The 22,185-nt window shown below is 43.5% G+C and carries 12 protein-coding genes and 5 pseudogenes; 13 read left to right on the top strand and 4 right to left on the bottom strand.

The window, feature by feature from the left end; genetic code table 11:
• Positions 1 to 8 precede the first annotated feature (8 nt).
• The 11 genes and pseudogenes from phnM to D3H35_RS34555 all read left to right on the top strand — a co-directional run.
• Entirely contained in the window at positions 9 to 1,193 is a 1,185-nt protein-coding gene (gene phnM, locus D3H35_RS01465) for a phosphonate metabolism protein PhnM (protein WP_119147447.1), read from the top strand.
• Positions 1,194 to 1,206: 13 nt separating this feature from the next.
• Positions 1,207 to 1,908 carry a phosphonate C-P lyase system protein PhnL gene (locus tag D3H35_RS01460; RefSeq protein ID WP_119147446.1) on the top strand — a complete coding sequence of 234 codons (702 nt, stop codon included), beginning with the start codon at positions 1,207 to 1,209 and terminating at the stop codon, positions 1,906 to 1,908.
• Positions 1,909 to 2,022: 114 nt separating this feature from the next.
• The gene (locus D3H35_RS01455; RefSeq protein ID WP_119147445.1) at positions 2,023 to 3,093 is read left to right on the top strand and encodes a PhnD/SsuA/transferrin family substrate-binding protein; all 1,071 of its coding nucleotides are present in this window, start codon (positions 2,023 to 2,025) and stop codon (positions 3,091 to 3,093) included.
• Positions 3,094 to 3,140: 47 nt separating this feature from the next.
• Positions 3,141 to 3,926, top strand: coding sequence for a phosphonate ABC transporter ATP-binding protein (gene phnC / locus D3H35_RS01450; protein ID WP_378124785.1), 786 nt, complete (start codon positions 3,141 to 3,143; stop codon positions 3,924 to 3,926).
• Positions 3,916 to 4,701 carry a PhnE/PtxC family ABC transporter permease gene (locus D3H35_RS01445; RefSeq protein ID WP_119147443.1) on the top strand — a complete coding sequence of 262 codons (786 nt, stop codon included), beginning with the start codon at positions 3,916 to 3,918 and terminating at the stop codon, positions 4,699 to 4,701. The genes phnC and D3H35_RS01445 overlap by 11 nt, the downstream gene beginning before the upstream one ends.
• A gap of 1 nt (position 4,702) precedes the next feature.
• Positions 4,703 to 5,512 carry a PhnE/PtxC family ABC transporter permease gene (locus D3H35_RS01440; protein ID WP_119147442.1) on the top strand — a complete coding sequence of 270 codons (810 nt, stop codon included), beginning with the start codon at positions 4,703 to 4,705 and terminating at the stop codon, positions 5,510 to 5,512.
• 54 nt (positions 5,513 to 5,566) lie between these two features.
• A pseudogene (locus tag D3H35_RS01435) lies at positions 5,567 to 6,375 on the top strand (arsenite methyltransferase).
• Between the two features lie 585 nt (positions 6,376 to 6,960).
• On the top strand, positions 6,961 to 7,278 hold the full coding sequence (locus tag D3H35_RS30220) for a hypothetical protein (protein WP_147355703.1): 318 nt from the start codon (positions 6,961 to 6,963) through the stop codon (positions 7,276 to 7,278).
• Positions 7,279 to 7,282: 4 nt separating this feature from the next.
• The gene (locus D3H35_RS01430; RefSeq protein WP_119147441.1) at positions 7,283 to 11,122 is read left to right on the top strand and encodes an HTH domain-containing protein; all 3,840 of its coding nucleotides are present in this window, start codon (positions 7,283 to 7,285) and stop codon (positions 11,120 to 11,122) included.
• Positions 11,115 to 13,052 carry a hypothetical protein gene (locus D3H35_RS01425; protein ID WP_119147440.1) on the top strand — a complete coding sequence of 646 codons (1,938 nt, stop codon included), beginning with the start codon at positions 11,115 to 11,117 and terminating at the stop codon, positions 13,050 to 13,052. The genes D3H35_RS01430 and D3H35_RS01425 overlap by 8 nt, the downstream gene beginning before the upstream one ends.
• Positions 13,053 to 13,336: 284 nt before the next feature.
• Positions 13,337 to 13,771: pseudogene (locus tag D3H35_RS34555) on the top strand (tyrosine-type recombinase/integrase); the annotation flags it as partial.
• 524 nt (positions 13,772 to 14,295) lie between these two features.
• Here D3H35_RS34555 and D3H35_RS01415 read toward each other — a convergent pair.
• Positions 14,296 to 15,365: pseudogene (locus D3H35_RS01415) on the bottom strand (IS3 family transposase).
• A 448-nt stretch (positions 15,366 to 15,813) separates the two neighbouring features.
• Here D3H35_RS01415 and D3H35_RS01410 point away from each other — a divergent pair.
• Positions 15,814 to 16,923 carry a metallophosphoesterase family protein gene (locus D3H35_RS01410; protein ID WP_119147438.1) on the top strand — a complete coding sequence of 370 codons (1,110 nt, stop codon included), beginning with the start codon at positions 15,814 to 15,816 and terminating at the stop codon, positions 16,921 to 16,923.
• Between the two features lie 112 nt (positions 16,924 to 17,035).
• Positions 17,036 to 19,258, top strand: coding sequence for a tetratricopeptide repeat protein (locus D3H35_RS01405; protein ID WP_119147437.1), 2,223 nt, complete (start codon positions 17,036 to 17,038; stop codon positions 19,256 to 19,258).
• 933 nt (positions 19,259 to 20,191) lie between these two features.
• Here the strand turns inward: D3H35_RS01405 and D3H35_RS01395 are convergent.
• The 3 genes and pseudogenes from D3H35_RS01395 to D3H35_RS34550 form a co-directional block, all read right to left on the bottom strand.
• On the bottom strand, positions 20,192 to 20,971 hold the full coding sequence (locus D3H35_RS01395; RefSeq protein ID WP_119147436.1) for a YheC/YheD family protein: 780 nt from the start codon (positions 20,969 to 20,971) through the stop codon (positions 20,192 to 20,194).
• Positions 20,968 to 21,813: pseudogene (locus tag D3H35_RS01390) on the bottom strand (DUF6492 family protein). Before D3H35_RS01390 ends, D3H35_RS01395 begins: the two are co-directional and overlap by 4 nt.
• Positions 21,814 to 21,900: 87 nt before the next feature.
• A pseudogene (locus tag D3H35_RS34550) lies at positions 21,901 to 22,011 on the bottom strand (mannose-1-phosphate guanylyltransferase); the annotation flags it as partial.
• Positions 22,012 to 22,185: the final 174 nt, after the last annotated feature.

Here is a 22,185-nt window from a genome sequence, read left to right as displayed (position 1 = left end):
GTCTACCCGTGTATCTCATCAAGAACGGAATTATCGTTACCGAAGAGGCGCTGCTCGAAGGCTTCGATCTACTGGTGAAGAGCGACCGGATCGTTCGGATCGCGCGAAGCGGAGAGATCGCGCCGGAACCGGGCGCGGAAATTATCGACGCCCACGGAGGCTACGTCACGCCGGGTATGATCGACGTTCATTCCGATTATATCGAGCATATGACGGCCCCGAGACCGACGGCGCTCATGGACTTCCGGCTCAGCCTTCGCGAGACGGAGAAGGAGCTGATCGCGCACGGCATCACGACGATGTACCATTCCTTATCGATTTTCAAATCCGCCGACTATAAATATCGGCCGATCCGCGAACCGGAGAACGTCAGGAAGATCATCGACCTGATCGATCGGACGCACGTCGACAAGCACTTGGTGCGACACCGGTTCCATGCCCGATTCGAGATTGACAGCATCGACGAGATCGAGAACCTGAAGACGTACATTCGCGAAGAGAAGGTTCATTTGGTATCGTTCATGGACCATACGCCCGGACAAGGGCAATACCGCGATCTGGAAGTGTACAAGAAAAACATTCGCGGGTATCAGGACGTCTCGGACGACGGCATCGAGCAAATTCTCGAAAGCCATCGGACGAAGCCGAAGATGACGGAGGACGCGATTCGCGAGGTCGCCGGAATGGCGAGGGAGCGGAATATCGCGATCGCCTCCCATGACGACGATTCGTTGGAGAAGCTGGATCTCGTGAAGAGCTTCGGAACCGCCATCAGCGAATTCCCGATTACGCTCGAGATCGCGAGGGAAGCGAAGCGCAAGGGATTGTTCACGATCGCCGGAGCGCCGAACGTGATCCTGGGCGGCTCCCACAGCGGCAATCTCTCCGCCAGCGAAGCGGTGGAAGACGGCTGCATCGATATTCTATGCAGCGATTATTACCCGGCCGCGATGCTTCACGCCGTATTCCAACTGGCCTCCTCCGGCAACTCGGGCAATCTGGCGGATGTCTTCCGGCTCGTCAGCCTGAACCCGGCCAGGGCGGTCAATATCGATGAAGACTTCGGCTCCGTGCGGGAAGGGAAGAAAGCGGACCTGCTCATCATCGAGAGTCTGGACGACGATGCTTTTCCGGTTATTACCGCCGTGATGGTCGACGGCAAGCTGATTCAACGGACGAACTACAGAACGTAAGGAGCGGTTCCCTATGGATAATCTGCTGACGATCGAACACCTGTCCAAATCGTTCATGCTGCATCAATTGGACAAACGGATTCCGGCGGCTATCGACGTGAACCTTCATTTAAAAGAAGGCGAGTTCGTAGGCATAACGGGCAAAAGCGGAAGCGGGAAATCGACGATTCTGCGATGCATTTACCGTACGTATCTGCCTAACTCCGGCATGATCAAGTTTCAATCGGGAACCTTCGGAGCGGTCGATCTGGCTGCCGCCTCGGAACGAACGATAATCGAGCTTCGCAAACGCGAAATCGGCTACGTGTCCCAATTTTTGAGTGCGATGCCTCGTACGACGGCCAGAGAGCTGGTCCGGCATGCGATCGAGGAGATGGGGAACGACGCGGATTACGCGGAGGAGCAGACGGTAGCCATGTTGGAGCACTTCGAGCTGGATCGAGGACTATGGGACAGCTATCCCGCCACTTTCTCCGGAGGAGAGAAGCTTCGGCTCAATATCGCAAGAGCGATGGTGAAACGGCCGAGATTGCTGCTGTTGGACGAGCCGACCGCAAGCTTGGATCATTCGTCCAAGCTAAAGGTGAAGCTGCTCATCGAACAGCTGATGAAGGAAGGCACGACGATGCTGGGGATTTTCCACGACCTGGAGTTCATGCAAGGCCTGTGCAACCGGGAATATCAAATGAAGGACGGCCAAATGGGAATCGGATGACAAGGTCAAGAGAAGAGACCTTCGCTTGATGTTCCCGAGGCTGTTCGTTGACATAGATGAGCCCTGTTCATCGTCATTCACAACCATACCTGTATAAAACGGAGGAAATGAAAAATGAAGAAGGCATTGGGTCTCGTTCTTACTGTTGCGTTAGTTCTCGCAGGCTGCTCCTCGAATTCCGATTCCAACTCCAACAACTCCAGCCCGAGCAAGGAACAAGCGGGAACGAAAACGAAAGACAAGCTGACCATGGTGTGGTATCCGAACGAATCCGGCCCGGAAATCAAGCCTGCCCGCGACGCCATCGGCAAAATCATCGAAGAAGCGACCGGCAAGAAGGTCGAGCATCAGACGACGACGGATTATATCATCGCGATCGAAGCTCTCGCCAGCGGCAATGCGGACATCGCCTACATGGGACCGCAAGGTTATATCGAAGCGAACGCCAAAAACGATAAAGTACAGCCGTTAGTCGTACCAAGCGGCGAGTCCGGCACGTTGAACGATGCGATCTACCACAGCTGGCTGAACGTACGCAAAGGCGAAGACGGAGCGTACAAGAGCGGAGACGGATACTCGCTCGACAACATCGTCGGCAAGAAGTTCTCTTTCGTCTCCAACTCCTCGACGTCCGGCTTCAAAGTCCCAACGGCTGGCATCATCAGCTACTTCGGTAAGCAAGACGCCTACAAAAGTTTGACAGTCGACGACCTGCTCGAAGGCGGCAAAGGCAAGTTTTTCAGCGAAGTGTTGTATGGCGGTTCCCATCAAGGCTCGGCCGTTAACCTGTTGACCGGCAAAGCCGATATAGCGGCTTTCTGCGACACTTGCGTATCGAACTACGTGGAGCTCGAATCCGGCAAAGAAAACGAGCCGGGAGCCGTATACAAAGTCAAAGAAGGCGCGGCGGAGCCGTTCAATACGCTGGTCGGCAAACAATTCACGATTATTTCCGATACGCCTGTTTTGAATTCTCCGTTCGCTGTCAACACCGATTCGATCAGCGCGGAAGACATTCAGAAGTTGAAGGATGCATTCACCTCCGACGCTGTGGCGAAGAACCCCGTCATCTTCCTGCCGAAGGATTCGAAGGACTCCGGGCTGCTTAAACAGAAGTCGGGCAATGAGAAGTTCGTAACCGTAGAGGACGCCTGGTTCGATCCAATTCGCCAGCTGTCCAAATAATCGCGGTACAGGCTCACAAATAAAGATGCGGGAGAATTAACATGACGATGACGATTTTGGAATTCAAGCAGGTTTCGAAGCAATACGACACAAACACAAAAGCGCTGTCTCATGTTAATTTCTCCGTGAGAGAAGGAGAGTTCGTCTCGATCATCGGACCTTCCGGCGCGGGGAAATCGACGCTTCTGCGTTGCATCAATCGGATGATCGACGTCAATGCCGGGGAGATCGCCTTCGACGGCTGCGATGTGACGAAGCTAAAGAAAAGCGAGTTAAAGAAAGTCAGAACGCAGATCGGCATGATCTTTCAGCATTACAATCTGGTCAATCGGCTGAGCGTCATCGAGAACGTCCTGCACGGTCGGCTGGGGTATAAGTCTACCCTCGCCGGCATGCTCGGCGTCTATAGCGAGGAAGAGAAGAGAAACGCCTATTCCATCTTGAAGGTTCTCGGCTTGGAAGAGCAGATCTACAAGCGCTGCGATCAACTGAGCGGCGGTCAGAAGCAGCGAGTTGGGATCGCCAGGGCGCTCATACAGAATCCGAAGCTTCTGTTGTGCGACGAGCCGATCGCTTCCCTTGATCCGAACGCGTCCAAGATCATCATGGACCATCTCAAAAATATTTCGCGAACGATGGGCATCACGGTCATCGCCAATCTGCACCAGGTGGAAGCGGCCATGAATTATTCGGACCGGATCATCGGCGTCAATAAAGGCTCGATCGTTTTCGAAGGAGCGCCGGCGGACATGAGCCGGGATAAGCTTCGGACCATATACGGCGCCGAGCTCGAAGAACAATCGGTCGAAGTCGGAGGCCGGTATGCGGTTTGATTATTTCGCAAGGAAAAGGTGGAACGCGCTCGCTTTCGGCGCCGCGCTGATCTTGGTCACGCTGGCAGCCGTAACGATCACGGAGTACAACGTCGTTAAGGGCTTTACTTCCATTCCCGAGGCGATTCGCTGGGCGGTAAGTAACTTTTATCCGAACGAGAAGTCGTTGGAGAAGCTACCTTCGATCTACGACAAGCTGGTGGAAACGCTGCTCGTGTCCATCGCATCGACAACAGTCGCCGCCGTCTTCGGGTTTGTTTTCGCGATGATGGGCTCTCAAGCGATGGGGGTTGGCGGAGCGCTCGCATTCGTCAGCCGCTCGATCGCGACTTTATTCCGCAATATCGATGTTGCGGCATGGTCGATGATTTTGCTGCTTTCCTTCGGACAGAACGTATTGACGGGTTACTTCGCCCTCTTCTTCGGTTCGTTCGGGTTTCTCACCCGCGCATTCATGGAATCCATCGACGAGATCAGTTCTTCATCCGTCGAAGCGCTGCGGGCGACGGGGGCCGGCTACTTGTCCGTCATTTGCCAATCCGTCATTCCGTCCGTCATTCCCCAATTGTTGAACTGGATCCTGTTCATGGTCGAGACGAACATTCGCCATGCGACGATCGTGGGCATTTTGACGGGGACGGGAATCGGGTTCAGCTTTACCTTGTATTACAAAAACCTGAATTACAACGCCGCCGCATTGGTCGTCATCGTCATCGTGGGTACGATCCTCCTGATCGAGTGGATCTCCAACTACGTGAGGAGGCTGATCCTGTAGCATGGAAAAGAAAATCATCGTGAGGCCCTTCAACCGATCCAAGCTCGTGATCTGGCTGACCGTCGCCGGTCTCGCTTTGCTGACGGTATACGGCTTCCTTACTTTCGACTATAAGGATATCGATCTCGGTGAAGCAACGAGTTCGATGGCTGCGACGGTCAAGAGCATGTTTCTGGAACCGCACCTGAAGCACATCACGTTCGTCGAAGCGATCAAGGCTTTATCCGTAACGCTGGGATTGGCATTTCTGACGACCTTGTTCGGGGCGATCATCGCTTTAATGCTGGGGCTGCTCGCTTCCCGCAATCTGGTGCCGGGGCCGGTCGTTGCCGTCGTCCGAGGAATCAGCGCGTTTATCCGGGCCGTCCCTACGGTGCTGTGGGTGCTGATCTTCGCCGTGGCGGCAGGACTCGGGAGCGTCGCCGCCGTCATCGGCATGACCTTCCACTCCGTCAGTTACCTCGTGAAAGCCTATTCCGCGTCTTATGAAGAGCTGGACGACGGCGTCATCGAAGCGCTGAAAGCCAGCGGCGCCAATTGGTGGCAGATCGTATTCCAGGCCGTGCTGCCGTCTTCCGTCTCCTATATCCTCTCGTGGACGTTCATACGCTTCGAGATCAACTTCGCCGTGGCGGTGGCCATGGGCGCGGCAGCCGGAGCGGGCGGCATCGGCTTCGACATGTTCATGGCGAGCAACTTCTATTACGATGTCAGAGAAGTCGGCATGTTCACTTATCTGATTCTGGCGTTCGCCATTCTGCTCGAAGTGTTCGCGACGAGAATGAAGAGAAAGCTACGGTTAAATGTTTAAGAGCTCGTGCTGTACGTAACGTCTCGATCTCCAATAACAGAAGGAGGAAGCATCATCAACCAGGTGCAGTACGATGAAGTACGGCAACACGTCCGTAATCGCTATAAACAAATTGTTGTAGAAAGCAAACCGAGTACAAGCTGTTGTACTCCAGCCGCCGCATCTTCGAGCTGCTGCGGCACCGCTAATGAGGTATCAGCCAAACTAGGTTACTCTAATGATGAGTTGACTGCGGTTCCAGATGGCTCGAATCTAGGACTTGGTTGCGGCAACCCGCAAGCGATCGCATCGATAGAGCTTGGAGAAGCAGTGCTTGATCTCGGCAGCGGCGCCGGCTTCGATTGCTTTCTAGCCTCCAAACAAGTAGGAGAGAGAGGGAAGGTCTACGGAGTAGATATGACCCCCGAAATGGTAAGCCTAGCACGAAAGAATGCATCCACGAATGGATATATGAACGTCGAGTTTCGGCTTGGCGAGATCGAACATTTACCTCTTGGCGATCATTCGATCGATGCGATCATTTCAAACTGCGTCATAAACTTATCGCCGGATAAACAACAAGTATTCAATGAGGCTTATCGAGTTTTAAAACTTGGGGGCGTCTGGCCATTTCGGATGTCGTAACGACTGCAGCGCTGCCTAATGAGGTAAAAGATAATCCGGATTCCTTAGCCAGATGCATATCTGGAGCGTCTACAGTGGATGAGATTAGGGCAATGCTTCAATCGAGCGGTTTTACGGAGATTAGCGTTGAAGCCAAGGATGAGTCGCGCATGTTCATTAAGGATTGGATTCCAGGCACCAATCTCGAAGATTATATACAGTCAGCTGTCATCAAAGCCTATAAAGCGCCAAGGATCTGATTGAATATCCTTAAGCAAAACAAAGCCAGATTTAACGAACCGTTCCTTTTAATGAGGAACGGTTTTTCATCAGTAAAAGGCACTTAGTTTTTTAAGAAGGGAAAAACAGTATTTTTAATGTGGCACATCATAATCATTCAAAAAGTGTCGGATGTCAAAATCAATAACATTTTCCTATTAAAAGTCGCGAAGATCGCGGCTTTTTAATTTATGGGATCAAGTTCTTGTCTTTGGTTGATCTCAAGAACTTGATCCCATTCCCGTTTTGAGTCAAGAACATTACCCTCCCAATCCCACGATATGGTTATTTACAAATTATTACGAGCGTCTCTGATTTATTTGTAGATTTTAAAGGAAAGAACAGGAAATTTATATGTATAAAACGAATTGTGTAATATATAAAGCACATGACGTCGAAGAGATGACGATTCTATTACAGTCAAGAGTAAAAGAAGACGTTCATTACGTTTTTGGTTGGGACTTCGTACCGGTGTAACTTTGTAGAACAACTTTTAATACATCTTACTTATACGGTAAAGTATCACTTTCTCTGAGTTTCATAATCATGTAATACGAGGGATGTCCATGTTAAAACTTTTCTTAAAACCATTAAGGATATTATTAGGCATTTACTTGATTGGTAGTCTATCTATAGCTTCAGATATTGCTCAATTAACAGATTTTAATATATTAGACGTTATAAAGAATCATTCGCCGTTTTCTTATTACATTTTGATAACTGGAACTTTATTCTTGTATACAATTCTTGTAATCATTGAGTTTGCAAGAAAAAATTCTTCACAAGCAACCTCAACTTCTAATATTTCTATCGGTCAAACGATTCGGACCCATAATGTAAAAAATTCGACAATCATTCAAATTAAAAAAGATAAAGAGGGTTAGATCAATGAATTTTATTAAAAGGCTATTCAATAGAAAACAGATAAGCGAAGAAAGGCAAATAAACGAAACAATTAATCATAATACTCATAATGGAAATCAGTCAATCATTGCTCGAAACATTACGGGTTCTACAATAATGCAATATTATGAAGGTAATCGCACATCCGAACGAATTATAGATGAGAGAATAAGCAAGGAATTAGAATGCCTTCGGCGTTCCAGATTCTATAGTGATTTTGATACTGCACGTGAAACTCTAATATTTGCTAATAGCCTTCTTGACGGAGGGCTTTCCAGTGGCAGTTCTGTCGTTAGATGTCATTCATTAGCCTGGTGTTCAAGGCTATTATCCATTACGGAAGTTGACAAAGCACAAGAGTTACTTAACCACGCTAAAGCTTTAGGGAGTTGCCCGGAAATCAATGTTGCTGAAGCATTTATTACTTCAAAAAAAGGTGATAAACATGCTGCATTAACTGCTTTGGCTAGCGAAAATTCCCCGTTATCCCGTTCAGCAGCTATTATGATTGTTGTGCAACACGATGGTGCTCTAGGAGCAATTGTCTGGTTTGAACATGCAGGATATACTATTTTGGATCTTAACTCGGATGGGAAATATCATCTAATGACGCTCTATCTACAAACTTCACAATGGGAAAAGATTGAGTCATGTCTAGATAAAATAACTGTTGACGATCAAAATAATAGTCCTGCACTAAATCAAATTTTGGGAATTTGTCACCTGGTAGGTGCGATACCCGCTGAATTCCGTACATCTGTTCTTAACCAGGTTCCGTTTCATGCAGCACGATTTCCACTTGCTGCAGATAGTAAGGCATTAACAGGACGCCGTATTGCATGCCAGTATTTTATTACTGCTACTAATATTGCTCATGATTTAAAGTGTCATCGTTCTGAAGCATTATTTAGTGAATATGCTCTCTGGCTACAATTAATGGATCCAAGTGAAGCAGCAAATGGAAGAGAAAAACTCGAGGTTAGGCTACGAGAGCCATTTTCTAGGTTGAGAATTATTCATTTAGGAATTCAATTTGGAATAAAATTGGATCTTGAAATGGTAGAAAGAGAAATTGAAAGACATATTATTCTCCATGGTGGACTAACTCATGACACTGCGGTAGCAAGATTTGCACTGGCATTTACAAAAAATAATCCAGAAGATGTTGCTAATTATATTATGAGGCATCTAAAAGAGCTTTCTCAGCATATAGATGGAAAATATATGCAAATTCTACAAATTGAAATGCTAGCAGAGGCATCATTGCCTGATAGAGCTAAAGAGAGTTTTGAACGTCTTTTAGAAGAAGGGCTTACCCAAGCTGAAGAAAACCGCCTCAGAAGAGTTATTTCTGAGATTGAAGGAATAAATCCAATTGAGGCATTAAAAGAACAGTTCAAAAAAACTGATTCTATTGTTGATTTACAACTATTGATTGATCAGCTCGAAAAGTTAGGCAGTTATGAAGAATTAAGTATGTATAGTGAGCTATTATACACTCGTACAAGTGCACTATCTGATGCTGAACGGTTGGCCACTACATTACATAAGTTGAAAAAGAGTGAAAAAGTTGTTGAGTTAATTGCAGCGAATAGGGAATTATTATCGCAATCTAAGATTTTGCATATGCTATTTTGCTGGTCCCTTTACAGTGAAGGTTCCTTAATCGAAGCACGTTCTGAAATGCAAAATTGCGATGAAGAATATGATGATCCGAACTATCGATTACTACGAGTTAGTCTCGGAATAACTGTGGGAGATTGGAACTCTCTAGCAGCATTTGTTGCTAAGGAGTATCAAAAAAAAGAAAAGAGAACTGCAAAAGAACTAATCAGCGCTGCTCAATTAGCTCATAATCTAGGCTCACCAGAAGCTAAGGAATTAACATTTTCGGCTGTAGAGAAAGGTAGTGATGATGCTGATATACTAGTTAAAGCATATTTTTTAGCTACTAAAGCCGGTTGGGAAGATGACGAGAATGTTGCTAATTGGCTGAACTCAGCTTCAGGACTCTCAGATATAAACGGGCCAATTCAAAGTTATTCTTTAAAAGAGATGGTTGACATGAAACCGAATTGGGATCGCCGAGAGTCAGAAGTACTACAATTATACGGACGTGGCGACATTCCAATGTTTTTTGCGGCCGATTTTCTAAATAAGACTCTAGTCCAAACTATGCTTATTCCTGCACACATAAATCTTGTGGAAAGAGATCCACGAAGGATAGTATCTATCCCAGCTTACAGTGGAAACCGTCGACAAAGAATCCTACAGCTAGATGGTACAATTGCATTTGATGTCTCTGCATTGCTCACATTAAACTTCCTCAGCTTACTTGATAAGGTATTTGACCTTTTTGATACTATATATCTCCCTCACTCTACATTACAATGGCTATTTGAAGAGAAGCAAAAAATATCTTTTCATCAACCAAGTCGAGTAACCGCTGCCCGGCAAATTCAACATATGCTCGCGACAGGAGTTATTGAGAAACACATACCGAAAACCTCACCTGATAGTGAATTGGCGGTGCAGATTGGAGACGAACTTGCATTATTTATTACCGAGGCCAAACTTGACAATGATAACAGTTATGTTGTTCGTCCATATCCAGTACATCGTATTTCTTCATTAATGGAAGAGGAGGCAGATCTAACGAAATATGATCATGTGCTTTCCAGCTGTAATGCAATTGTGCAGATATTGCGAAGAATGGGTCAGATCACTGCAGAGGAAGAAAGGAAGGCGACAAACTATTTAAAATTCCATGAAAAGCCTTGGCCCAATCAACCTCAAATTAAAATGGGTGCAAAGCTTTATTTAGACGATCTAGCGCTAACCTATTTTCACCAAATTGGAATATTAGAGAAACTGAGAGCTGCGGGATTTAAACTATTCGTTTCTTCTAGAGAGTTAATAGAAGCAAACAACCTCGTATCCTATTCAAACATATCAGACAAAATTATCACAGCAATAGAAAGTATTCGTTCAGTTGTAAATTCACGAATAGAGTCTGGAAAAATAAAAATATGCAGAATAAGTCTTGATGAAAATAATGTGATCTCTGAGCATCCAACAGCGGAAATTTTTAATTTAGCAACTTCTTGCCATTCAATTATCATTGATGACAGATTTTTCAACAAAAACGAATACGTTGCAAACGGAATACAACAAATGACAATTTATTCGACATTAGATATACTTGATACTTTAGTTTCAATAAATCTTATTACCGACGAAGAACGAATGGAGCATAGAACACTACTACGTCGAGCGGGTTATTTTTCTATACCTGTAACTGACCTCGAACTTTCAAATCATCTTAAAGCTTCATCAGTACTAGGCGACAAAGTTCTCGAATCTGCAGAACTTAAAGCTATCCGAGAGAATATTCTGCAGGTTAGGATGAGAACATGGCTTCAACTACCAAGTGAATCACTTTGGTTAGACGATTTTCTATCCGTGTTTACCACTGTCCTTAAGGAAGTTTGGTGTACGGAAGAAGAATTACCCAATATTAGAGCACGTTCAAACTGGATTATTAACCAAATTGACCTACTTGGATGGGCTCATACTTTGGAAAGTGAACCTGCAGAGAATCTAATAAAAACAGGACGAGGCGAGTTTATCTTTAAACTCCTCGTACCACCATTAGGAGCATCTAAAGAATTAAAAATAGAATATTGGGATTGGGTAGAGGAAGTGGTGTTAATTCCTATAAAAGATAACTTTCCTGATTTATTCTTATGGCTATTAGACCGCTACTCTGAATTAATAGCAACAATATCAAACATGTATGCACAAGGGGGATTATTGGATGACTAATAATCCTTTTATCAAACCTGAAACTGCAAAATTAGCATTAACCCACATACCGCCTTTAATTGCTAACACTTTATTAGAAAAAAAAGAGTTTACTAATGAATACGGTATAACCTTAAATGCTGTCCTATCAGTTGATAATATAAAATTCGCTATTCAACGCTCAACACTTTACAATGCTATCCGAAACTCTACGTCTAATGGCACGATTGTCGAAGATGATAATGGTGGTAGATGGAATTTATTAAGTATAACTACTGATGGGAAATCACGCGGTTTTAAACTTACTGATGGTCACCAAGAAATTGTATTTCCAGAATTATTTAGTTTATCACCGGATAGATCGGTGCGTCTTCATAACATCAATGAAATCGCCAAAGAAATAAACATGTCTAGTGCAGAACTAGAAAAGTGGCAAACTGTATTAGATAATCGGGCACTCTATGATGACGAGGTAGAACTTTTAAACAAATATATTCAGGAGACGCCTATTAAACTTGCCCAATCCATTCGCAGACGTTTTTTAAGAGGTAGTGTCACAAAGGAACTATTAGTTCCAACATCATTTGATTATTACTCAAGGCTGGTTGGAACTTATGATGATGCTTCCTCTGTTAATGAATATGCAATTGGAAACTGTAGAGAGTTCATAAAACAATTATCCTCATGGCACCCATACGATGGGTTAATGTTTAGCTTATTTCTATCGTCTCATTTATCACTGACATCTGAAATTGATGTTGATCATTTGAGCAACGAAGAACTTGTACGCGCTTATGATTTTTTGGATAAAAATGGTGACAGACTATCTCAAATAGGGGCAATAGAAATTGGATTGCGTATCTTTACTACAAGACCGGAAATCGAACAACATTTGATTCGATTAATTGAGCAAATTCGAGATGATGACTCAGGGGCCTCAGATAGTAGATTTAAATTGTTATCTACACTATTTATGTTTGTGGATAGCGAACTCATAGCAAGTCGACTATTTACTTCTAAACCTCCATTTTATAGAAGACTTGCTGCCTTAGCACAGGCTGCATTGATCTCTCGGCAGCTTATCAGTGTAAAAATTAATATTAGTTCATTCTGTGAGTGGTTAGCCAATAATCTAGATGAGACATACTATCTTCAAACACTTATTGATATGCGATCTGAACCACGCTGGTACCCAGAGTTGGCGGAAGATGTGCATTTAAAGGCAAATTATTTAGGTCGAATCATTACTGCAGCTTTGAATTTTACTCAGGATATCAAAGACAGTAAATTATATGATCTCATTCTTGGAAGCCATCCCGACAGTCTATCAAAATTTACAACATCCCTTGATGTATTTTTTCCAGGGCCGCTTGAAGGAGGCGAGGAAACCCCCAACGCCCTACCTCTTGAAATTTCAAAAGCGATTGATACACAACTTAGCTCTGAAGTAACAACACTATCTTCATTTATTGCACTGGTAAATTCCGCATTAATCTTTCGGATTGGAATCGATCAATCTGAACTAGCGGCAAAAGCTTTGAAATTGGGAAGTTACCGACTAGCTAATGTACAAGAGAAATCGCAACTTCTGACCATTTTGAACGGGCTTGCTACAGTTGCCGCAATCTCAAGAAGTTGTGCGCTTGCTGACGATCTCCGAATTGTTGTACGAAGATATATGCATGATGCACAATTTGCTCTTTCTATTGAGGAGTCTATGAGGATCTTTCTAATTTCAGCTTCAAGTCGTGAAGATCCAAGACAATGGAGGACTTTTTTAGGAGATTGTCTCAATGAGCTTGCATTTGGTGAATTACGTGGAAAAGATGGAGAATTGCTTTATTCCTATCTACAAAGCCTTTGTGGTTTAGTTCCTGAGCTTTGGATTAGTTGCAGTAGAGCAGAGGCAGCATTAGTTGCTTTTAATACTAGATCACAAAGTTGGGATTGATCAAACAACGAAAGGATCCGCTGGGAAGCGGATTCTTTTACTTTTACATCAGCTTATTTTAGAGGGACATGAACATACAGAACCTACATTATTGTCGCGGCTAAGTAGTCTGCCGAATAGGGCTTCCTCTTTTGTGCATATTTTCGCATACCATAGGAACAGTTCGTATTATATAAAGAGAACGAATGTTCCTGTGATTGAAATGTATAACATGATGAGTACAAAAATAAGCCAGTTGCGGTCGGTGATCCTGATTACTAGGTCTAAAACTCGAGCATTTTGACCCCCACGAATACTCTCTACATATCATCCGTCAAAACAATAGTGAAAATAAAGCGGGGGCTAAGACAAAAGAACGTGTAGTTTTCATTACTCCCTCCCTTTCCAGTATGATCCAAGCCTATATTAACACCGAACGATACGAATCTGGTATTAATGGCACCAACTATCTTTTCATTAATTTATTTGGTAATCATAAAGGTCAGCCCTTTAGAACACGCAATTTCCTTCGAATATTAAAAGATGCCGGCGAAGTTTCCTCTCTACCCAGATCCGAAATTCGGACTCACAGTGGGCGTAGTACTCGTGCGCAGCAATTAGTTGAACTGATGGAAGAACATCCGGAGCTGGGGATCACTGAGACATTTATCATTGAAGAATTGGGATGGAGTAGCATCAAAACATTAAAAGTATATAGGAAGGGCTATTCTAAAAATTAAAGCAAAAAATCATGCAAAGAATACAACCTATCCTACTTAAAAAAGCAGAAAACTCTGTACGTAGAGAGGATAGCCAAAATGGAAACCAAAGTACCAATTCGTAAATACTATCATCTAACCATTAATGGAATTCAATTCGAACTTAAATGGTGTAAGGAAGAAGCTTTATTAAAGCAGTTCGAGCGTGACATTGAAGTTGCGTTTCTCAAACATTATAGCGAACCATTCCAAAAGTGGAGTTCACTAGTTTCTTGAGGTGATGTGATGAAGCTATACCATGTATCCGTCAATCTTGATTTTAACGGACAATTCGATCCCCGGGTACCACATAGCACTCTAGGTGGTGAAGACCAGATTCGAAATCGTGTATGCACGGCAAAAACTATCGAGGGATGCCTTAGTGCAATGCCAAGTGGTGCAGAAATCTTATGCGGAGAGTATTTCGGGCATGGAGGGTATTTTAAGCTATTTGAAATTTGCACCGAGAAGTTAAAGTGGATTGTCAACACGAAATTGGACAGAGTTTATGAGGGCAACCGCCTAGTTTCAACAGGCGTCCGATAACCAAGAGTCCCATGAATACGGTGATGGTTATACCAGTGAACGTAATCGTCAAGTTCTAATCTTAATTGTTGAAGATTTTTGAAATGTCGTTGTTTGATAAACTCCGTCTTGAAAATCTTAAACGTCGCTTCAGCAACCGCGTTATCGTAAGGGCATCCTTTATTGCTCAACGAGCGCTCAATTTCGAAGGTTTCCAGCGCTTCGGAAATGAGTTTGTTATCGAACTCACTGCCGCGATCGGTATGGAACATCTCAATGCGATCCAGACGCCCCGAGACGCTTGCAATGGCTTCGAAAACGAGTTGGGCTGTCTTGTTTGCACCGCAGCTGTGGCCGATGATTTCACGGTTGAAGAGGTCGACAAATAAGCAGACGTAGTTCCACTTGGCGTCCACCCGTACGTACGTTAGATCGCTTACGACAACCGCAAAGGGCTCATCTTGATCGAATTCTCTCTGTAACGCATTGCCGATCTCTGCTTCGTTCGGCACGTCCTTGTGAGGCTTGTACTGCGCGACCGTGTAGTTGGAGACCAATCCATGTTTCTCATCATACGGCCAATTCTACGACGCGAGACTTGTAGCGACTTCTTGGCTAATGCGATCTTGATTTTTCGCGTACCGTAGTTGTTGCGACTGAGCTTGAAGATCTCGATCCGCAAGAGCATCTTCCAGTTGCTGCTCTTGCGGATCGAGCGCTGGCAGAGGTTCGTAGTAGTACGTACTTCTAAGTAGTTGCAGGACGCTACACATTGCTGATACCGAGTACTTGTGCGCATTATTGCGAATCACATTTACTTTCGTCCCATGATCAGCGCGGCTTGCTTTAAAATGTCATTCTCCATCTTCAGCCGCTGGTTCTCTTTGCGCAGCTCCATCAGTTCATTTTCTTCGGGCGTGCGATTGTCCTTGGCTGCAAATGATCCTGTCCATTGGCTCTGGCTGATCCAACGGTCCAAAGCAGAGGCAGTCAGATCGTACTCCTTAACGATGCTTGCACTAGACTTCCCATTCTCGTACAGCTGCACCATCTGATGCTTAAATTCGGGTATAAACGTTCGTCTTGACTGCGACAACAGCTATCCGCTCCTTCAGTTCTTTCTTGTAGTTTACTCCCCCTCATTTTTTCTGTCCAACCCAGTGTAGCCGATCCAAGCCACCACCGATTGTGCTGTTTACAACTCCATAATACCAGCGTAGGCCAATTTAGCTGCGCGCTTGAACCGCTTTTAATCCGCGAATTGCCCACACCACGTCAACGTTGACTTTTAATAAACAGCGTGCGTGGGTTTTACTTTGTTAGTACGAGAAGTATCTGCAAAGCTAAAATCCCTCAATGACAGTTTCAACGCGAACGTGGACAAGGGCATAAACCTATATGACCCGGTATGAATTAATAGTTATTGAAGGTATAATAAAAGGAAACAAATTTTGTCGAAATTTCATAATGCATACAGGTGCTTAAAAGGAGAGTTGCGTATGAGTGCATCTATTGTAAATATTCTGCATTTATCAGACATACATTTCGGAACTGAGGATAATAATAAAAATCCTACCGCTTTTGCACAAAGAAAAAATGCCCTAATTGGATTAACTAACATCCTTGAACGAGTAGAAGAACATGAGAAACCGGACATTGTGGTAATCTCCGGAGATATTACATGGAAAGGTAATGCCGATGGATATACTCAAGCAGCAGAATGGATTACAGAGGTACTCAACAAATTAAATCTCACAACAAGCGACCTTATCATTTGTGCAGGAAATCATGACATCGAGAGACGAAAAACAATTGGGATGAATCCACCTATTAGTTCCACTGAAGCAGATGAATGGCTATCTTTCGAAAATTTAGAAAATTTTTATAGACCTTTTAGTAACTATTCTGCATTCAGTCAAGCACTAAATATCCCCCCCCTTACAATAAATGAATATTCTAATCATCTAGTCGGATATCGCGATCATAAAGGAATTCGTTTTGTCGTTTTAAATTCTGCGTGGTTTTGTCGGTCCAATGACGATGCTCGAAAACTATGGTTAGGACTACCTCAACTTCAACTGTTAGAAAGTAAAGGAATAATCACGCGAGACAGTGATGAAAATATAACTATCTCAATCGTGCACCACCCCTCTAACTGGTTTAATGAGGAAGAATTACAGTCATATGAAAGACCTGCTGCTTATAAATATTTATCAGAGCGAACTCATCTCATACTATCTGGTCACGTACATGCGTACATTGAAAAGCCAAATAAAATGTACGATTCTGCTTATGCAATAACAAATGGCGCTTCATATGCCGGAAACAGATTAAGAAACAACTTTTCAATTATTCAAGTTAACAGGAGCTCGTTCCAAATAAATCAAATCCCTTTTGAATATGATCCTCGTTCAACCGAGTGGGAGAGAAAAAGGAATACCTACCTAGATATTAAAAAAAAAGCTTTAATTGAATCATTGCCACAACAAGCACAAAAAAAAGTTTTTTATGTACCTTACAGAAAACATCCGTTTTTTCAAGGACGAATCCACGAATTAAAAAAAATCAATAATTTTTTGATACCCATGAATCAATGTATTTATGCGTGAGTGGGCTGTCTGGTATAGGTAAAACCCAACTCATAATTGAATATGCTTTTGAACATCAAGGTAAATATGATGTGGTTTGGTGGTTTGAGGGGAAGAGTCAGCTTCTTTATTAATGAGCATTGAGAGTTTCTGCAAAGAACTAGGGGTTGTTGTAAAAGAAGGAGTTAACCTGGTAGAAAATTTCAAAAAAATATTGTCGAATAATGTAAAAATAAATTGTCTTTTAATTTTTGATAATGCATTAGACGAAGAAAAATTGAGCAATTATATCCCCTATAATTATCCGAATTGCGACATCATAGTTACATCTACTAATCCAAATTGGAGAAATTCACTCCCGATAGACATATTATTGCCTGAAGATGCGTGTAAATTGATAAGCAGCAGCACCAATGCAAACGAGGGGGATGAATCCGTTGCGCTAGAATTATGTAGTGAACTAGGCTACTTACCTCTCGCTTTGGAACAAGCTGCTGCTTATATTCGAGAAGTTGGTCTTAGTATTTATGAGTATCTTCAAAAATTCAAAAAATATAGAGCAGAACTTGCTGTACAAGGAAAACCATTAAACTATGATAAAAATATCGCAACCACATGGAAATTATTATTAAATTCAATAACAGAAAATATTGAAATTACCCATAATCTATTTACATACATTTGTTTTCTTGCGCCGGACAGAATAAGTAAAGATTACTTGTTAAACAAAAAAATCTCACCTGTATCTGATACAACCATTACTTCAGAATTGATTCTAGATAAAATTATTGCGCAGCTAAGAAGACTTTCATTAGTTAAAATTGTCGACGGCAGAATTTCGATACATCGTTTGGTTGTAGCCATGACTATTGATTTATTAGAATCTGAGCAACGAGCCAAATGGATCCAGCTTCATGTTGATACTGTACTTAGTGCCAACAAGGAGCAACGCACTGGTTCAGAGCTACTACACCATCGAGACTATTTAATAAAACACATCATTGATAATCAAATTTTTAATGAAAATATTGCCGAACTTATTGCTAGCCAAGCAAAAGTTCATCTCGCACTTTCTTATTATGAAAACGCGCTTTCTCTCTCAATGTTTCTATACACTAATACTACTACTTATTTAAACAACAGTCCTGAACTGTTAGCCGAAGCTGCTCTTCGTTTGGGGGCCTTCCACTTCACACAAGGGCATTATATAGAGGCCAGAAATTTTCTTTTGGAAGCATACCAATCTCTCCCCGAAAACTCTGAAAACCTATTAAATGTGTTAAATACATTAATTAATGTAGAACGAGAATCGGGAAAATTTGAGTCCGCACTTGAATATCTAGAAAAAGCCGAACAATTTATCGCTACTACTACTGGAAATGATGGTTATGATGCAATTCTTAATTCCAAAGGCAGGGTTTTAATTGCCTTATCGAGATATGACGAAGCAGAGATTACATTGAACAAATCTTTAGAAACTGCAAGAGAATATGACCAGCCTTCGATATTAAGTAACCTTGGGCAAGTTTATGAGAAGAAGGGAGATCTAAAGAAGGCAATTCAGTATTATCATAAATCTATAGAGATTAGCAAAAAGTATTTTCAAGAGGCACATGAACACTTTGCTCGGGAGTATTCAAATTTAGGGCTAGCCTACTATAAGCTGTATGACGCCTTTCATGCAAAAAGATATTTAAGAAAAGCATTAGAAATCATAAGTGAAATTAATCCTCTACCAAACATTGTCACTGCTCATATTACCAATAATTTAGGCATGGCTTATGAATTAGATAATAAAATAGACGATGCTTTGAAGTACTATCTCAAGTCGAAGGAAATATTCAAACTTTTGAATCAAGAACTAAATGAGGATAATTCAAATGTGCTATACAACATTGGTGGAGCATATCAGTTTCTGGGTAACTTCAAAGAGGCAGAATTACATGTACTACAAGCACTAGCAATCGATCGTGCCATCTTTAAAGATAACCACCCGGAGGTTGCAAAAGATTTAGGTAAGCTGGCTGTGATAATGATGGATATAAATAACTATAAAAAAGCCGTTGATTACTTAAATCAATCAGAAAAAATATATCGAAATAATGGCTTAACGAATAGTCTAGATTATGCATCTACGATAGGGCATAGAGCATCCGCATTGTATATGATAGGACAAAATAAGGCGGCCAAAGCAGACTTGAAAAATGCATTGGCAATTATTCACCAGAATTACGGACAAGAAAATCAATTGGCCTACAACTTGTTCAATACATTTGTTTCCTTTATACTAAAAACTAATAATTTACAAAAAGAAGCAGAATTTATTATTTTTATCCAAAATAATTATTTCAACTGAAATAGATGAATAGTTATTTGTTCGTGACGGGACTTCTACTTCACAGCAACGGTGGTCTATTTAATGGTGCCATAGCGCGTTTGGTAAGTACGTGTGTATGTCGTTAAGACTGGTACGCGGGCCTTGGTGCTTGGTGCTGATATAGTTCTTGATTTCTTCGAGAAGCAGAAATTCGAGATTCTGCTGAATCAGCTTAGTACAGCATTTTCAAGTAGATTGTCAAACGCATTATCGGGTATAGTAGTCATCGATTAGGGCTCCTTCTTGGTGTGTGGTAACCCCGAGAATACCCTACTTTTTTGTTGCCTGTTAAGGCTCCAAATGTTGGTACACAAACTACTTTACTTCATCCACTAGTCTTTGGTGTAGCTTCATTAAACCCCATTCACAAACTCTATCATGATATATAGGGGTATGATACTAATATGGATTATTTGTTTGAGTTTAAACATCGATTTATAAGCGGAGAGTTTAACTTAGATAACAAAAATATAATATTTAAAATGGTTGACAAATAGAGTACAACCCCTTGACAACAGAATCGACGAGCAGTTTTTGGATGTCACTGATGTATTAAGAAACTTAAAATCGGCTAAGGAACTAGCTCGACACATTCAAGAACATGTGAATTGGGTCATTTTTTACGGATGGGTCTACAGACGATTGGCGATATAGCACGACTTGAGATGAACAATTTTAAATGGTTGATGAGAATACGCTTGGGCAAGCAAAGTGATATTCAAATAGAATATTATTAACAAACGGCGAGAGGATTAGATCCGAGCCCTGTGATACCTTCTATTCGTGGTACGTTACGTTCTATTAGTCAAGGTAAAACATTAAGGGCTGGTTTGTATCGTATGAAAGAAGGTATCAAGGTCGTGCTACTTGAACTTGAAATTGAAGTATGCGACGGGCACGATGTTTAGAGTATCACCGTTTCGGCTTGGATTTGGCCGGAGGAATTCGACGCAAGGCTCTGGCGTAGCTTAGTACTTTGCGGGCGATTCTCTTGTCCGCCAAATGCCGGAATATATAGGGATCGGGATTCGTGTTAAGTTCGATGATCCAAGGGCGAAGGTGATTATCCAAGCCAATGTCCGCGCCGACCATGTTGAGTCCGGGATACGTTCGGCTTAGAGCTATGGCAGCGTCATACCCGGTTTTGGAAAGGTTCTTTTCGATTGAGGACAGCTTCTCTCCGGAAGCAAAAGCCTTCAGCAATGTCCGAACGTCCGTCGGTTTGCCCCCGCTATGGTAATTCGTGACGATCTTCCTCGGGTGAGCGACCCGCCCGATCATGCCGGTCATCTCCCAAGCCAATTTGCGATTGCGTTGAACCATGACGCGGATATCAAACCGGCGTCCTTTGTATTTCAAGAGATGGATTCCTTTTTGAACCAAATAAGGACGTTTGCGTTTGTTGCGAACGATAGACCGATACATGGATGAAAACGAATCGAACGCGCGTTTTTTTTCTTCCTTCTGATACCAATAAGAACCGTTGTCTTGTTCCACGCGCATGACACCTTTGCCGTATGTGCCGGCTTCCGGCTTGATGTAAACCATCGAATAACGGCTCAGCATTTCGCGGAGCGATTTTTCATTCATTCGGTGGGTTTCCGGCACCACTCTGCGGACTTTCGGGTCTTTCAATATGGCCTTTGTTTTCAGCCATTTGCTTAAAACGTTCTTTCGCGCCGTTGATTTCAAGCGTCGAACCTCCTGCATTTACGATTATTTTGCGCTTCGGGTGTAACCCTTCTTTTGTGAAAAGACAGTGAGCGGTAGCGCTGGGCAAGCTTGCCGATTGTAGAACCCGACAGAGCGGAGGGGCTGGTCGAGAGACTTTGTTAAGCGCGCTTTTGAGACGGCTTCCCGGGGTTAGCGAATAGACGTAATTTCCGTATGTCTCAAATTCGGAAAAGCCGAACTGTTTTTTTCGATTAATGCTTCTCAGAATGGCTTTATACCACTTCGTTCCGTGTTTCGCTTCGATTTTGTTCTTGAGCGATCTCAGCTTCGTTTTGTCGAACAACATGTAGTGCGTCACGAAAGAACGGGGACGGGGCTTTTTTTCCGAGCAGCTTGCGGTAGGTGACGAAATATTCGGGCTGGCTCCAGCTTCGGCAATAGAACAGATGCTTTCCGTCGGCGTAAAACCGGTCGGCCGGATCAGCACGGTATCGCGTCAACAACCAAGAAGTGCCGCTGCGTCGCAATGGAACTGCTGCCGAGCTTCAACAGCTGCTGGGTACAACCAACCGGATCTCTCCCACCGTTTGGAACGGTAGGCTATTGATTTTTTCGCAGGGGAAGAACCGTACTTTCATGAGTGAAGACACAGCCTTTGCGATGGCAGACGGCTTTGATTTTGGGCTGTTCGGGGCCACGACGAAAATACGGCCGATAGGATGCCGCACGTATTTTCTTATGCTGTCGATCACATAGGGCAGCGTGTCCAAATCTTTGTCAATAGCCGGAATGACGACGTCGATGATGATACCCGAGTCCGAGACAATCGCGAATCCGCTCCTTTCATAACTGGTTCTCATCAGAATATGCCGGCTGATCGTCTTGGGTTGGGCAGTCGTCCACTTCCTTTCCCCGCCGACAGCCATTTTCAACCGAGACTCTTCGTGTTTAGGGCAGATGAGCAAACCGTTGGAAGTAGAGGCGACGATAAGGCCGCTAACCCCGATAATGACCGCCTTCTTGTTATCCATAAACACGAGATTTCCGGACGCATCCATCAGATCGACCTCGCCGTGGATGACGTTCCCGCACGGTCCGACGACAGATGCCGCAGCAAAGAGCCCCAGGATCCAATATCGTCCCATCCGCAATTTACCGGCAAGCAGTAGATCGTCTTTGCTTTCTCCATAACGGCATAATCGATGGAAAGCCGCGGCATGCCGGCGTATGCG

The sequence above is a fragment of the Cohnella faecalis genome (assembly GCF_003570905.1).
Taxonomy (GTDB): domain Bacteria; phylum Bacillota; class Bacilli; order Paenibacillales; family Paenibacillaceae; genus Cohnella; species Cohnella faecalis.
Note: the sequence above shows the minus strand (reverse complement) of the source record. Positions and strands in the feature narration are given on the sequence as shown.